Below are 15,063 nucleotides of genomic sequence, written 5' to 3' on the forward strand. Positions count from 1 at the left end.
AAATGGCAAATGCTCTTTTTCAAACGAGAGTGTATGTAGCTAGGCGTGGAAAGCCTGACCTATCCGGTTACAGCCTAATATTACTTTTATGTGGTTTGATAGTATATCTACTTAATACAGATGAGTGGTACTCAATCCCATTTCTTTTGGCTTCCGCAGCATTATTTAATTTTCAAAGGTATTATTACGATAGTGGTAGGCAAGAGCTTAATGGATATTTAGGAAGATATCTGATTATAAAAACCGACAGTATTTTAGTTTGCGGAAGAGAATATCCTTTTAGAGAGATAGAGGACTTGCTCATAGAGGTTAGAGACTATGACGGAGAGAAAAAGGTAACTGCTTACACAGTTTCTACAGTGAGAGGAGTGAACAATCATGTTCGATTTAGGCAGAGAGGTAAAGCATATGAATTTCCCTTTTACATTGAGTCGGAGCAACATCAAAATGCCCTAAAAACTGTTCTTAATGAGCTTATGGACCATGGAGTAAACATGAAAGTTTACTTTAAAAATGCTCGTTCAACAGTTTCCTGACAATTCATAAAGCTAAGTTTGATTAAGCATGCGTATTCTTATCATCGACGAGATTCACCCTAGTATATTTCCGATGCTGGAAAGTATAGGGATGGAGGCTGATTACAGACCAAAAATTACCCCTGCTGATGTATGTGAGGCACTGGCAAGTTTTGATGGCTTAATAGTGCGTAGCAAGATGCGAATCACGGCTGATACACTGAAGCATGCTGATAAACTTAAATTTGTGGCCCGGGCTGGTGCCGGCGTTGATAACATTGATGCAGATGCACTGCAGGAGAGAAATATAGCCTTGATCGGGGCCAACGAAGGAAACCGACAGGCAGTAGGGGAGTTTGCATTAGGATTGCTTATATCCCTAATGCGCAATGTTGTGCGTGGCGATATAGAAGTACGTAATAAAGTATGGCTGCGTGAAGAAAACAGGGGGGAAGAGCTAAGCGGCAAAACAGTGGGCATTATCGGCTACGGAAACATGGGGCAAAGCTTTGCCAAAGTGCTAAGTAGTTTTGGCTGCCGCATTCTTGCCTACGATCGGTATGCACCAGAAAAGGTTGCTGCACCGGCTGAGGCTGTAATGCTGGAGGAACTACAGCAGAAGGCCGATGTCGTAAGCCTGCATATCCCATACATTCACGAAAACCTGAATTTCGCTGATGATGCCTTTTTTGCCGGTTTCCAGAAGCCGATCTGGTTTCTGAACACTTCGCGCGGCGATGTGGCAGATCTGGCAGCCGTAGTAGAGCATCTAAAAGCTAAAAGTATAAAAGGTGCAGCCCTGGATGTACTGGAAAACGAGAAACTCAATACTTTAACAGAAAAGCAGCTACAGAATTTCCAGTATCTTGCTCAAGCCAGCAATGTAATTCTAACCCCACACATCGCAGGCTGGACGCATGAATCTTATATAAAAATAAATGAGGTGCTGGTGGAGAAGATCAGAAGTCTGCTGAAAGTATAACTAAACGTTAGCGCAACCTTTGTAGTAACAAGTTTATACTTTGGCTTCTCTAATCTTATGAACATCCTCATCAGAAATGCAGCCCCAGAAGAACTGACTTGGGTAAACGAGCAATACGATAAAATACAGTTTAAACACTCTGTATATGAGCGGGAGGTTATTGCGATAGCAGAAGTAGAGGGTGCACGTGCAGGTGTAGGCCGTTTGGTAACTATAAATAAAGATAACCTGGAGTTAGGCGGAATGTATGTAAGTGATGGCTACAGAGGGCTGGGGCTAGCCAAACAACTGGTTTTATACTTACTGCGGCAAACAGAAAACAAAACAATTTACTGCCTGCCATTTGCCCACCTGCAAAGCTTTTATATTGCCCGTGGCTTTGCTGCTGTGGCTAGTGTTGATCAAGTGCCTGAAGAGATAATTCAAAAGTGGGAATGGTGCCAGCAGGCCTATCCGCAGCCTACCTTGTTGTTGCGGCAGCAAGTATAAATTCTGCAATAATTTATGGCTATAGTTTAACTTAAACCGTAAAAAGATACATATACTAGCTATTGTTTCTTGTGTATTAAAATTTGTATATTTGCCTAAGTCGAGGCCAAGGAGAGTAGCTCGTGGCCCTTATGTAGAACAGAAGTTGGTGCTTATGCAAAAACTTTGGCAGCCGGTTTAACGATACCTGCCGCCACACTGGAAAAGAATTAAATAAATTTACATATTTGGCAAAAAGAACGGTTATGCACGCCATAACCGTTCTTTTTGCTTTTGTGTTTTAAACGTGATAACATAACTATGAGCAACATTTCTTATTACACAGCAGAAGGTTTGCAGAAACTGAAAGACGAACTGGCTGAGCTCAAGACAAAAGGCCGCTCTGAGGTTGCGCGCCAACTGGCTGAGGCACGCGACAAAGGTGACCTTAGCGAGAACGCAGAATACGACGCTGCTAAAGATGCCCAGGGCCACCTGGAACTCAAGATCGCCAAAATGGAGGAGATCGTAGGCAATGCCCGTCTGATAGACGAGTCTAACCTGGATGCCAGTAAGGCACTTATACTTTCTAAGGTTAAAATAAAGAACCTTAAGAACAATATGGTAGTAGACTATACTTTAGTGGCAGAGGAGGAAGCAGACCTGGCAGCAGGCAAATTATCTGTTAAGTCACCGATTGGTAAGGGCTTGCTTGGTAAATCAGTTGGCGATGTTGCCGAGATTACAATTCCTGCCGGTAAAATTGAGTTTGAGATTTTAGAAATTAGCCGATAACTATGGAACCTTCGATATTTACTAAAATTGTGAAAGGTGAGATTCCTGCTTATAAAATAGCAGAGAATGAGCGTTTCCTTGCCTTTCTGGATGTTTTTCCGACAGCCAAAGGCCATACTTTAGTAATACCGAAGGAGCAAATCGACTATATTTTTGACCTGAACGATGACCTTTACCTTGGCCTAATGGCATTCTCTAAAGAAGTGGCCAAGGCCTTGAAAAGAGCAGTGCCCTGCAATAGGGTAGGCGTGGCTGTTGTAGGGTTAGAGGTTCCGCACGCTCATGTGCACCTTATCCCGCTAAACAGCATGCAAGACATGAACTTTGCCAACAAGAAGGAGTTCAGTAAAGAAGAAATGGAAGAAGTAGCCGAAAAAATTCGAGCAGAGTACCACATTTAGTGCTACCCATTAAGTATAAAAAAGAGGCGGGGCAGATAAGTAATCTGCCCCGCCTCTTTTTTATAGCTTTTAATAATTCGTCTTAGCCTTGGTTTAACCTAATTCAGTATCAGGTTTGCAATATGAGTTATTATAGCATTGTAAGTCTAAAAATGCTGCATCCCTACCATTGCTGCTTATCAACAATAATGTAAGACTGTGAACTTACTGCTGGTTTAAAGTATCAGGTTGTGCTTGCTGCTGTTGCTCTTTTAACTTCTCCTCCTCTTTTGCCTGCCTTCTGAAAAAGCCTCTAAAAAGGATATTGCTTTGCAGGGCCTCCATGTTCTGGTCAAACTTCTGTGAACTGGTTTCAAGGTTTTGCATCGTGCGTTGTAGTTGGCGAGCAAACTGCTGGTCTGATAGTAATACCCCAACCGCATTGTTCTGGTTATTTAGCTGCTTGCTTGTGCTCTCTAAAGTCTCCATCATGGCCGCTGCGGCAGTAGTTGCCTCATTCAGCTCAGCCATAGAAGAACGGAGCCTGCTATACACCACCGTATCGGTAGCAATTTGGTTAGCTAGTCCATCTTTACTGTTAAGCTTGGAAGTAAACCTTGATAACTCGTTAGAGGCGGCCACGGTTCTTCTGGAGGTTTGTTGCAGGTTAGCTACCATGGCACGGAGGTTGTCAGCCATTACTGAGTCGGTAAGTATAGCGCCTATAGTGCCTTCTCCGCGTACTAATCTGGATGTGATCTGCTTAAAATCGCTGGTGATGGCTACCAGGTTCTCGTTGTTCTGCTGCAGTTTCTCCATCAAGTCATCGGTGTTTAGTGGGCTTACGGCTGTAATTCGGTCGCCATCCTGTATAGGGGCAGCTGACTGTGTGCCGCCGTCAATTACAATGTTTTTGTTGCCGATAAAACTTTCGGAGCTGATGCGGGCAACGGCGTTCTTCCGGATGTACTCCTGCACTTTCTCCTCAATGCTCATGGTAACTTCTACCTGGGAGTCGCCATATAGGTTAATGGATTTAATGGTACCAATCTTTACACCCGAAAACCACACATTGTTTCCAGTTCTTAAACCGGCTACATCATCAAATATGGCAGTAACAGCTATGGTGCTGATCAAGCGCTTCTGCTGACCGGCCAGCGTAAAAATGCCGGCTATCAGAATCACGATCGCCAGAAAAGTGAAAATGCCTACTATAACAGTACGTTTATTATTTGCAGAACTCATCTAGTCTATAAAGTTGTAGTTATAAAAAGCTTGTACGCGTTCATCGTTTGTATCAAACACATCCTCAAACGTACCCTGGCGCTGAAACTGGCCATCTAGTAGCATCACTACTCTGTCTCCTACGGCACGTGCACAGGTAAGGTCGTGGGTGATGATGATGGAGGATGTATTAAACCTACGCTGAACTTCGTTTATCAGCTTGTTGATTTCTATACTTGTAATCGGGTCAAGGCCGGCTGTCGGCTCATCATAGAGCATAATATCCGGCTTCAGGATAAGGGTACGGGCAATGCCTATGCGTTTACGCTGACCACCAGAAAGCTCCGACGGCATCTGGTTAATAGCCTGCGACAGCCCCACTGCCTCCAGCACAAAGCGTATAATCCGGTCGCGGTCCGCTTCTGTCATCTCTTTAGCATGCCTTACCAACGGAAACTCCAGGTTTTCCCGCACCGTCATACTATCGTAAAGGGCACTGTTCTGGAAAGAGAACCCGATCTTAAGCCGTAGTGCGTCCAGCTCCTTAGGGGTAAGTTTGCCCACCTCCCGGCCTAAAACGTTTACTGTTCCCTCGTCGGCTTGCAGCAGTCCGGATATTATTTTTATTAATACGGATTTGCCTGTGCCTGAACGTCCTAACACCACCAGGTTCTCACCTTTAAACAGGTCCAGGTCCACGCCTTTGAGTACCTCAAAATCGTCGAATGCTTTTTTGAGGCCCCGGATAGAAATCACTTTTTCGTTTCTATCTATATTCGGATTTACTTCTTTTGCCTCCATTAAAATGCTCTTATCGCGTTAACAACCTGCATTATGAGCAGTTCTTCGATAAAGATCAGGAACATAGCCGTTACCACCGACGAGTTAGCTGCCTTACCCACACCCTCTGTACCCTTAGACGAATGATACCCTTTGTAGCAGCCAACCATACCAATGGTAAAACCGAATATCACCGACTTTACTGAGGAGGCAATAATATCCAGGAAGGTAATGGCGTCGAACACCTGGTAAAAGAAAGTGGTAAGGGTTGTAAGCTCGTTTTGGTGCACGTTAAGGTAACCGCCTAGCAACGAAACAAGTGTAGTGTACATGGTTAACGCCGGAATCATCAGCGTGGATGCCAGCACCCTGCTTACCACCAAAAACTTAAATGGGTTAGTGGCCGAAACCTCCATGGCGTCAATCTGCTCGGTAACACGCATAGAGCCCAACTCGGCGCCAATGGCAGAACCAACCCTGCCTGCAGCGATAAGTGCCGTTACCAGCGGCCCAATTGCCCTGATAATAGCTACAGAAATAAGCGCAGGCAGTAAAGAGGTGGCACCAAAGCCGGCAAGAGAGGGGCGCGACTGGTTTGTAAATACAATACCAATAATAAAGCCTGTTAAGGAGATAAGTGGCAGCGAGCGCACACCAATTTCATAACATTGCTTAATAATTTCTTTAAATTCGTAAGGAGGGAACCATACTTCTTTGAAGAACCGCGCATTGAAACGGTATACCTTTGCCAGCTCTACAAATATTTTGTCGAGCCTGCGGGTGGTAACGAATTTGCGTCGGGTACGGACACTTCCCGTTTTATTATCGTCTAAATCCATTTATACTATTTAGAGCCCATTCGTGCTTTTGTGTTAACAAGAACAAAGACAAAAGTACTTTTATTTTTTAACAAGCCGGACTAGATTTTACAGGGCTTGCTTAAGCCTTACGAAAGAAAGGTAGGAATTTTTACAAAACAGCGAAATATTTTCAGAAGCTTATGCTTGTTGAAACATCAGTTTGTTTTTATAAAGGAAAGCTGTCTTACAGAAGTTGCAAGAAATGAAGTTGTTGTGTAATGCTATTATAGCAAAGACTTTCTTTTTGCCAATGGCTAGGTAATTTTACAGGCCAGCTACCCTGTCAGGGTTGTCTGTTAGGAATACTTTCCAGGATTTGCCGCCTTGTTTGGCATTGTTGCCTTTCTGGTAATGGTGGCAAAGGGCAACACTCAAGGCATCAGTGGCATCAAACATCTTAGGGTCGGGTTGTATCTTCAGGATCTGCACCAGCATGCTGGCCACCTGTTCTTTAGAGGCGTTACCGTTGCCAGTTACCGATTGCTTTACTTTTTTAGGCGCATACTCCACGTAAGGGATGTCGCGGGAGAGAGCAGCGGCAATGGCTACCCCTTGGGCACGCCCCAGCTTTAGCATACTTTGCACGTTTACTCCAAAGAAAGGCGACTCGATGGCCAGCTCGTCGGGCAGGTACTCGTCGATGAGCTGTATCATGCGGTCAAAAATTTTCTTTAACTTGATGGCGTGGTTGCTGTAGCTTTTCAGGTGAATTACGCCGTACTGCACCACTTGTACTTTAGAACCAGTAACTTCTATAAGGCCGTAGCCCATCACCTGCGTGCCGGGGTCGATGCCAAGTATAAGTTTATTAGGAGGAAGTGCAGAAGAGTAAACCATAAGGCTACAAAATTAAGATAATATCTTGAACATTAATCCAAACAGAAGGTTCCTTTTGCTCACCGGTAAAATACTGGTGCTGCTGCTCACGCTCTTTCTGCTATACCAAACTATTTTTACCGCCCCCGATACTTTTCTTAGCTGGAGGCAAATCCTGCAAACAGCCATTAATAGTTCGCTTACCGGCTTGCTTATACTAGTGGCTATACTAATACCAATCAATTGGGGCTTTGAAGCAAAGAAGTGGCAACTGCTAGGCTGTAAACTTGAGCCGATCTCTTACACCCGGGCTTACCGTTCGGTCATGGTGGGGCTTACGCTAGGTTTTATCACTCCCAACCGCCTTGGCGATTATGCTGGCCGTGTGCTGGAGCTAAAAAGCAAGCAGAGGTTAGAGGCCATCGGAGCAATTTTTATTGGCCGATTTTGCCAACTGGTGGCAACGGTGCTGGTAGGCTCGCTGGGGCTGCTATACTTTATACTTCGGTTTTACTGGGTACAGTATCCGGGAGTGTCGCTAAGCGTTGTTTTCCTGCTATTGGCCATTAGCACCGCTATGCTGGTGCTGCTGTACCATGCCAAAGCTATGGTGGCCGTGGTGGCAGCCATTAAACCGTTGCGCCGCTTCGTGCAGTATGTGTCGGTGATGGGGGAGTATACTTCTGCGGAGATTACCCGGCTGTTGCTGCTATCGCTGGGCAGGTACTTTGCGTTTTTAATGCAGTTTATACTTTTGCTTATACTTTTTGGCGTGCGGCTAAACCCGCTGGAGTATGTAAGTGGCGTGGCTGGTACTTTCTTTCTGAAGTCGGTGGTGCCTTCAGTTAGCCTGCTCTCTGACCTGGGGGTGCGGGAGCTATCGGCTATGTACCTGTTTGGGCTGCTAGGGGAGGGGAGGCTGCATGTGCTTAGTGCCAGCCTTAGCTTATGGCTGCTAAACATAGCGGTGCCAAGTGCGGTGGGTTTATACTTTGTGCTGCGCCTGCGCCTTGCCCGGAAAGGAGTACCCGCATGATCTGGCTACTGTCACTTTCGCTGCTTGCCTATGCCTGGGTGGTGCTGCGCCGGCTGGTGGCCTGGGTACGAATGGCTGCTACTGCTGTTCCCGAAAACTATACTCCTGTAACCGCTATATCAGTTATTGTGCCGGTGCGCAACGAGGCGGCCAACATTGTAGCCTTACTACAAGACCTGGAGGCGCAAACGTATTCTAAAGAGCTATATGAGGTGTTGGTAATTGATGATCATTCTACCGACGAGACACTTCAACTAATACATCAATACAAGTTAGGTTCCACAATGAGTTTAAATGTGTTGGAGCTTGATAGGGTGGCAGGTATAAGTATGAAGAAAGGGGCAGTAAAGTATGGCGTGGAACAGGCAGGAGGCGAGTTGCTGGTGCTAACCGACGGTGACTGCCGCGTAGGCCCGGAATGGCTGAAACAGTATGCTTATACTTATGAAACAAAGCAGCCATACTTTATCAGCGGGCCTGTTTCTTTCCAGCATACGCACACAATGTTTGATAAGATGCAGTTGGTAGAGTTTGCCAGTTTGATAGGAATAGGAGGGGGCTCTCTTGCATTAAACAGGCCAAATATGTGTAATGGCGCTAATCTGGCGTATCCTAAGTTTATTTTTGAGCAGGTAGGAGGGTTTGCCGGTAACGATGGCATAGCAAGCGGCGACGACGAATTCCTGCTGCACAAGATTCATCAGCAGTATCCGGGTAAAGCCATCTTTCTAAAAAATACTAAAGCTATAGTTTATACAGATGTGCGTAAAACGCTAATTTCCTTTTTGTCGCAGCGGGTTAGGTGGGCAAGTAAGTGGCGCGCCTACCAGAGTATAAATGTGCAGCTAGTGGCTTTGACTGTTTTTGTAGTTAATTTCTTGCTCTTCCTGAGCATCCCGTTGCTGCTTTTCGGGCATTTGCCACTGCTTGTATTTGCAGCTGCATATTTTATCAAGTTTGTAATAGATTTCTTATTTTTAGAACGTATACTAGGTTTCCTGAACAAACGTGGATACATCTGGCATATGCTGCCCCTGCAACTTGTGTATGTACCCTACGTGGTGCTTACCGGCATAGGCGGCCTGTTTGGCAGGTACCGTTGGAAAGGACGATCAATCCGAAACTCATGAGCGAACACGAATTCGATATACTGGACGAGCTATACTTTGTGGTTTCTTACCCTGACCTTAAAAGAACTTTGTCCTTAACTGATAGCGAGATATGTGCTGCGTTGCAGACACTTATTAAGAAGGGATATGTAAAGATTCTGTACCCTGACCAGGACACAGAGCACGAGTATGACGAAGCATCTTTCGGGCGCCACTGCCACGATTACTTTTACCTGGCCACAAAGGCCGGTCTGGTGGTGCATAACTCTGTTTGATTTCTCAGGAAGTATAGCAAATATGCTGGAAATACTAGGTGGGAAGAGTTTTTTCTGGCTCCTGCTGCTAAACATTTCAGGGTGTTCAGTGTTACCGCAATAGCCAGGTTTGCAGCAGATGGTTTTAATGTGCAAACTTGTAACCAACAGCACTGTGGTAAGGTATGAGGGGACAAAGGTTTTCGGCTGATTGGCGCAATGGCTGCTCTTTTTTTATTAATTTTACCAAGTATAAGCATTAGTCTGCTGGCACGGGCTTTCACCTGTTAAACAACGTACCGTCAACGCAACTAATCTAATTTACAGATAATTAAAATGGCTGAAGCAACCTTACCAAGTATACAGCAGGAACTTAACCTGAAGAAGCTGGAATTATCGGCTTTGCTTGAAATAACGCAGGCCATTAACGATAACCTGCCAGAGCCGGCACTCTATAAAATTTACCGTTTCACGCTGCTTGCCCAGCTGCAAATCAGCCGCTTAGTGCTGTTCGTGCACGACGACAAATGGGAGTGCAAAGTATGTTTTGGTACTGAGCAGGACTTTACAAAGCAGGAAATACCGGAGGCCATATTAGACATCAAAGAAATCACGCGTACCTCTAAACTAAGCGTAGAGAAAAAGTGGCGTGCCTTTGAGATCGTGATACCTATCTTCCACAACGGAAAGGTACTGGCCTTTGTGATGATCGGTAAAACGCAACCTTACCATACCAATATGGAGGCGCTAAACTTTGTGCAGACGGTTTCCAACATTATGCTGGTGGCGATAGAGAATCACAAAATGGCGCGCCAGCGTTTGGCCCAGGAATCCATTCGCCGCGAGATAGAGATTGCCCGCGAAGTACAATCGATGCTTTTCCCGAAGTCGCTGCCCAACGATAAGGACGTAGCCATTTATGCCAGCTATATTCCGCATTCCTCCATTGGCGGCGATTACTACGATTTCATCGAAATAGATCCTGATAACTTTGTGTTCTGTGTAGCCGATGTGTCGGGTAAAGGCGTGCCGGCGTCACTGCTGATGTCTAATTTCCAAGCTGGCCTGCGAACCATACTTCGGCAAACCTCAGACCTGAATACTGTAGTAGCCGAACTGAACAACCTGATCTACCGCAATGCTATTGCCGAGAAATTTGTGACCATGTTCCTGGCCTTGTACAACCGCAAAACCAGGGAGATGTGCTACGTTAACGCCGGTCATAATTCCCCAATCTTGCTATACGAAGACAATACACACCGCTTGTTAAATGAAGGCTGTACTATGTTGGGAGTATTTGATGTGTTGCCTTTTATGAATGTAACGCGTACTACTATCCCTCGTAATGCCGTTCTGCTTTGCTATACCGACGGCCTTACAGAAGTTTTTGACGAGGACGAGGCAGAGTTTGGTGTGGAGGGCTGTATCGAATTTATGCAGCGCAACCGCTTCCTGAGCTCCAAAATGCTGCACCTGCAGCTGCTCCGTGAAATAAACCTCTACAACGAAGAAGCTGCCCTGAACGACGATATTACGTTGCTTTCGTGCAGGTTTAAGTAAGTTTAATTGCTGATTGTTAATAGCTGCATTGTTGAAGTGAATGTACATAAGTGTACTATCTTTGCAGGTCTAGCAATTAACAATTAAAGACCAACAATCAAGTTTTGATCCGCCTTTACAAGACTCCTGTCTTACTTAAAAAGCTGTTGCCTAAGTATACTTGGCAGCGAGAGGTTGTGCAGGATAAAATCTTATACCTTACATTTGATGATGGGCCAATACCGGAGGCAACGCCTTGGGTGCTGGAGCAATTGCAGCAGTTTAATGCCAAAGCTACTTTCTTTTGTGTGGGCGATAATGTGCAGAAGTATCCGGAAATAGCAGCACAGATACTGCGGCAAGGGCATGTGCTGGCAAACCATACTTTTAACCATCTGAACGGTTGGCGCGCTGAGTTGCAGCCATACTTAGAGAATGTGGCGCTGTGCCAGCAGGAACTGGAAAAGTATACTTCAGGGAGCAGCGCAAAGCCGCTTTACAGGCCACCTTATGGCCGTATTACCCAGAACCAGGCTAAGCAGCTGCTGAGTAAGTATGAGATCATCATGTGGGATGTGCTTACCAACGACTACGACAACAGCCTTTCCCCGGAAAAGTGCCTGCGTAAATCAATCCAAAGCACCCAAAACGGCAGTATCATCGTATTCCACGACAGCCTGAAAGCAAAACGAAACATGGTGTATGCCCTGCCACGGTACCTGGAGCACTTTACCAGGCTAGGCTACACCTTCAAAACCCTATGATCGTATCTGTAGCCTATTTTATACTTTTTTTTACCCTTTTCCTGGCGCTGTTGGTTCTTCTGCTGATCAACCGTAAACGCTATACTTTCGAGCCCAAACAACTGCCCCACATCAGCATACTTATCGCTGCCCGAAACGAGGAACACACCATTACCCGCTGCCTTACCGCCATTAACGCCCTCAATTATCCAAAAGATAAAATTGAAGTACTAATAGGAAACGACGGCAGCACCGACAGGACGCTGGAAGCAATAGAGGCTTTCATACACGATAAGCCAAACTATACTTGCATTACCATTACCGAAACTATTGGTCAGCTAAAGGGCAAACAGAACGTGCTGGCACAGCTATCCAGAATGGCAACAAGCGATTTCTTTTTTTACACCGATGCCGACATTGCTGTGCCGCCTACTTGGTTAAAGGGCATGCTGAGTGCTTTAAAAGAGGGTGTGGGCGTAGTGACAGGCATCACCACCACGCAGGAACACAACTTGTTTGCAAGGCTGCAGGCCCTGGACTGGCTGTATGCGCTGGGGCTGATGCAGGTGGTATCGGACCTGAACCTGCCCGTTACCGCCATGGGTAATAACATGCTACTGCGCCGTAAAGCTTACGACGATGTGGGAGGTTTTGAAAGTATAGCGTTTTCGATCACTGAAGATATCGCCATTTTTAACAAAATATTGGAGAAAGGTTGGAGTTACCGGAATGTGTACAGCAGCGAAGTTCTCGCACTTTCTACACCGGCAATAGGCTTTAACCAGTTCATACACCAGCGCAAACGTTGGATGAAAGGTTCTATGCACCTACCTGTGTACATGGTTATCATCCTGATACTGCACTCGGCTTACTACCCGGTGTTGCTGCCATTTGGTTTCCATACTTCGGCGGGGGTAGTGTTCGCTGTGTTTATCGTTAAATTGCTTATGCAGAGCTTATACCTGCACGTATGCCTTCGCCGGCTTGGTCGTTCCGCAGCCTGGTGGGAGTACTTTATCTTTGAGATTTACCTTGTGATAACCTCTATCGTTCTGCTGGTGTTTTACTACCTGCCAGTAAAGACTATTTGGAAGGGCCGGGAGTATTAAGAAGCTTATTTTTAAATAGGTGAGGCTTTGTGTTTTACGCCCCTTGCGCTCTCTTTGTGCCCTTGCGGTAAATTTTCTGAACCGCTAAGAATGCAAAGGTGACGCTAAATACGCAAAGGGTGTCTTGCCTCGCACAGCTTAACTTTAATGCCTAACTTGCACCCGCAAACTTTGTAGCACTACATTGGCAATGGCCCAATGTCAAACATAAAAGATTACATGAATTTAGTTGATTCGCACGCGCACATTTACGCAGAGCAGTTTAAAGATGATAGGGCAGAAGCTGTAAGAAGAGCAGCAGAAGAAGGAGTAGGCAGGATCTACATGCCCAACATCGACCATACTTCCATTGATGTGATGCTGGAGACGGAAGCGCAATTTCCGAGTCAATGTATCCCGATGATGGGCCTGCACCCAACCTCTGTAGACAAGAATTTTGAGCGTGAGTTATATTTAGTGGAAGACTGGCTGAGCAAGCGTTCTTTTGCAGCAGTAGGAGAGTGCGGCATCGACCTGTACTGGGATAAAACTTTTCTGCCACAGCAGCAGGAGGCGCTTAAAGTACAAGTAGCGCTAGCCAAAAAGTATAAATTACCCATCGTGTTGCACACCCGCGATTCTTTTAACGAAACCTATGAGATAATTGCCGCAGCCCAGGACGGCTCCTTAAAAGGTATTTTTCATTGCTTTTCGGGTACAGTAGAGGAGGCTGAGAAGGTAAAAGAACTTGGCTTTTTAATGGGTATCGGGGGCGTGGCTACTTTTAAAAATGGTGGCCTGGATAAGGTGCTGCCGCATGTGGAGTTGGACCAACTGGTGCTCGAAACTGATTGCCCTTACCTGGCACCGGTGCCGCACCGTGGCAAGCGAAACGAGCCGGTATATTTAACACTGGTGGCAAAACGTGTAGCCGAACTGATGAACAAAGAGCTGGATGAGGTGGCGGAGAAAACAACTGCCAATGCCTTAAACTTGTTCAAGCTGTAGCCATGGAGGTAGTACAAGTTCATATAGATACTGCCACTCCGCAGCACCCGGAAGCATCTATCCTTATTATTTATACAGGTGGTACAGTAGGCATGGTATACGATAAGGTAGAGCAGCATTTGGTGCCGTTTAACTTTTCGCAGATACTGGATCATGTGCCAGAGCTGCGCCAGTTTAACTACCTGCTTACAGTCATGAGCATTGAGCCAGCCATTGATTCGTCTAATGTAACAATTGACGATTGGCTGATGCTGGCCCGACTGATCGAAGAAAACTATGATAAGTATGACGGCTTTGTAGTATTGCACGGTACAGATACGATGGCGTACAGCGCCTCTGCTTTAAGTTACCTGCTAGAGAACCTGCAAAAGCCGGTTATTTTTACAGGAGCCCAAGTTCCTATAGGGCGCATCCGAACGGATGCTCGTGAAAACCTGATTACTGCACTACAAATAGCCGGAACAAAGCAAAACGGCAGAAGCCTGGTGCCAGAAGTATGTATTTATTTCCGAGACCTGCTGCTGCGTGGCAACCGCGCTAAAAAAGTGGAAAGCAGTCATTTCGATGCCTTTAAGTCTGATAACTACCCACCGTTGGCTGAAACAGGCATAGACATTGAGTACAGTACAGATAATATACTTCAGCACCCGGAACAGAACCTGCGCGTGCATCATCAGTTAAGCAGCCAGGTAGCAATTCTGAAGCTTTTTCCGGGTATTACGCCACTTACTGTAAAAGCCATATTGCAGGCAGATGGACTAAGAGGCGTTGTGCTTGAAACTTTTGGCTCTGGAAATGCTCCCTCTGCTCCCTGGTTTCTTGAGTTAATTCACAATGCACTTGATAGCGGAGTACATATCCTGAACGTATCGCAGTGCGATGAGGGCCGCGTGATACAAGGGCAGTATGAAACGAGTACCCATTTACTAAGTATGGGGGTTATTGGTGGTGCCGACATTACGACAGAGGCTGCTATCACTAAACTGATGTTTGTACTGGGGCAGGAGCTCAGCCACGAAGAATCAAGAATGCTGCTCTGCGAAAACCTGCGTGGTGAAATTACTTTGTAATCCGCAACAAGTATAAAGCGCCTTTAGGTTTGCAGATGTGCTATACTTTAGACTATATTTGCACTACAAAAAGAGAGCTGTCCGAGTGGTCGAAGGAGCACGCCTGGAAAGTGTGTATACCTCAAAAGGGTATCAAGGGTTCGAATCCCTTGCTCTCTGCAATTCCCATAGAAAAAGGCCTCTATACCATATAGAGGCCTTTTTTATTTATTAGGTCATATTCAAGTTACTATTCAAAAGTGCCTGAACGATGCCTTAAACAGAGCGTACTGCCTGGTATCGTTCAACTCACCAGGTAGTTCTCTTCATCTTCACCAAGTTGCGGTCTAGCACCTGTAACACAGTCTTCGGTATCATGTTGAAGATGAAGAAGTGTTGCGATAACAGCCATAGCCA

17 protein-coding genes and 1 tRNA gene are annotated in these 15,063 nt (G+C 45.8%); 14 read left to right on the forward strand and 4 right to left on the reverse strand.

Annotation, left to right across the window (positions count from 1 at the left end; translation table 11 throughout):
- The first annotated feature begins 2 nt into the window (after positions 1 to 2).
- The 5 genes from WG943_RS14935 to WG943_RS14955 all read left to right on the forward strand — a co-directional run bounded on the left by WG943_RS14935 (position 3) and on the right by WG943_RS14955 (position 3,161).
- Positions 3 to 536 (forward strand): hypothetical protein, encoded by a 534-nt coding sequence (locus WG943_RS14935; RefSeq protein WP_340410228.1) that lies wholly within the window; start codon positions 3 to 5, stop codon positions 534 to 536.
- Between the two features lie 28 nt (positions 537 to 564).
- Positions 565 to 1,497, forward strand: coding sequence for an NAD(P)-dependent oxidoreductase (locus tag WG943_RS14940; protein WP_340410230.1), 933 nt, complete (start codon positions 565 to 567; stop codon positions 1,495 to 1,497).
- A 57-nt stretch (positions 1,498 to 1,554) separates the two neighbouring features.
- On the forward strand, positions 1,555 to 1,986 hold the full coding sequence (locus tag WG943_RS14945; protein WP_340410232.1) for a GNAT family N-acetyltransferase: 432 nt from the start codon (positions 1,555 to 1,557) through the stop codon (positions 1,984 to 1,986).
- A gap of 300 nt (positions 1,987 to 2,286) precedes the next feature.
- A complete protein-coding gene (gene greA, locus WG943_RS14950) occupies positions 2,287 to 2,760 on the forward strand; it encodes a transcription elongation factor GreA (RefSeq protein ID WP_340410234.1) in 474 nt (157 codons plus the stop codon).
- Between the two features lie 2 nt (positions 2,761 to 2,762).
- On the forward strand, positions 2,763 to 3,161 hold the full coding sequence (locus tag WG943_RS14955; RefSeq protein WP_340410236.1) for an HIT family protein: 399 nt from the start codon (positions 2,763 to 2,765) through the stop codon (positions 3,159 to 3,161).
- Between the two features lie 204 nt (positions 3,162 to 3,365).
- Here WG943_RS14955 and WG943_RS14960 read toward each other — a convergent pair whose 3' ends face one another.
- The 4 genes from WG943_RS14960 to ruvC all read right to left on the reverse strand — a co-directional run bounded on the left by WG943_RS14960 (position 3,366) and on the right by ruvC (position 6,841).
- Positions 3,366 to 4,385, reverse strand: coding sequence for an MlaD family protein (locus WG943_RS14960; RefSeq protein WP_340410237.1), 1,020 nt, complete (start codon positions 4,383 to 4,385; stop codon positions 3,366 to 3,368).
- A complete protein-coding gene (locus WG943_RS14965; RefSeq protein ID WP_340410239.1) occupies positions 4,386 to 5,165 on the reverse strand; it encodes an ABC transporter ATP-binding protein in 780 nt (259 codons plus the stop codon).
- Complete coding sequence (locus WG943_RS14970) at positions 5,165 to 5,983, reverse strand: MlaE family ABC transporter permease (RefSeq protein ID WP_340410241.1); 819 nt, start codon at positions 5,981 to 5,983, stop codon at positions 5,165 to 5,167. Before WG943_RS14970 ends, WG943_RS14965 begins: the two co-directional genes overlap by 1 nt.
- Before the next feature lie 285 nt (positions 5,984 to 6,268).
- Positions 6,269 to 6,841, reverse strand: a complete 573-nt coding sequence (gene ruvC / locus WG943_RS14975; RefSeq protein ID WP_340410243.1) for a crossover junction endodeoxyribonuclease RuvC — start codon at positions 6,839 to 6,841, stop codon at positions 6,269 to 6,271.
- Between the two features lie 25 nt (positions 6,842 to 6,866).
- Here ruvC and WG943_RS14980 point away from each other — a divergent pair, with 25 nt between their 5' ends.
- From WG943_RS14980 to WG943_RS15020, 9 genes are all read left to right on the forward strand, one after another.
- Entirely contained in the window at positions 6,867 to 7,856 is a 990-nt protein-coding gene (locus WG943_RS14980) for a lysylphosphatidylglycerol synthase domain-containing protein (RefSeq protein ID WP_340410245.1), read from the forward strand.
- Complete coding sequence (locus tag WG943_RS14985) at positions 7,769 to 8,986, forward strand: glycosyltransferase (RefSeq protein ID WP_340410246.1); 1,218 nt, start codon at positions 7,769 to 7,771, stop codon at positions 8,984 to 8,986. Before WG943_RS14980 ends, WG943_RS14985 begins: the two co-directional genes overlap by 88 nt.
- Complete coding sequence (locus WG943_RS14990) at positions 8,983 to 9,240, forward strand: hypothetical protein (RefSeq protein WP_340410248.1); 258 nt, start codon at positions 8,983 to 8,985, stop codon at positions 9,238 to 9,240. The genes WG943_RS14985 and WG943_RS14990 overlap by 4 nt, the downstream gene beginning before the upstream one ends.
- Before the next feature lie 315 nt (positions 9,241 to 9,555).
- A complete protein-coding gene (locus WG943_RS14995; protein ID WP_340410249.1) occupies positions 9,556 to 10,779 on the forward strand; it encodes a GAF domain-containing SpoIIE family protein phosphatase in 1,224 nt (407 codons plus the stop codon).
- Positions 10,780 to 10,883: 104 nt separating this feature from the next.
- Entirely contained in the window at positions 10,884 to 11,522 is a 639-nt protein-coding gene (locus WG943_RS15000; protein ID WP_340410250.1) for a polysaccharide deacetylase family protein, read from the forward strand.
- Entirely contained in the window at positions 11,519 to 12,610 is a 1,092-nt protein-coding gene (locus WG943_RS15005) for a glycosyltransferase (RefSeq protein ID WP_340410251.1), read from the forward strand. The genes WG943_RS15000 and WG943_RS15005 overlap by 4 nt, the downstream gene beginning before the upstream one ends.
- Before the next feature lie 219 nt (positions 12,611 to 12,829).
- Positions 12,830 to 13,597 (forward strand): TatD family hydrolase, encoded by a 768-nt coding sequence (locus tag WG943_RS15010; protein ID WP_340410253.1) that lies wholly within the window; start codon positions 12,830 to 12,832, stop codon positions 13,595 to 13,597.
- Between the two features lie 2 nt (positions 13,598 to 13,599).
- On the forward strand, positions 13,600 to 14,667 hold the full coding sequence (locus WG943_RS15015) for an asparaginase (protein WP_340410254.1): 1,068 nt from the start codon (positions 13,600 to 13,602) through the stop codon (positions 14,665 to 14,667).
- Positions 14,668 to 14,738: 71 nt separating this feature from the next.
- Positions 14,739 to 14,826 (forward strand) — tRNA-Ser (locus WG943_RS15020).
- Positions 14,827 to 15,063 lie beyond the last annotated feature (237 nt).

This window comes from Pontibacter sp. H249 (assembly GCF_037892465.1).
Taxonomy (GTDB): Bacteria; Bacteroidota; Bacteroidia; order Cytophagales; family Hymenobacteraceae; genus Pontibacter.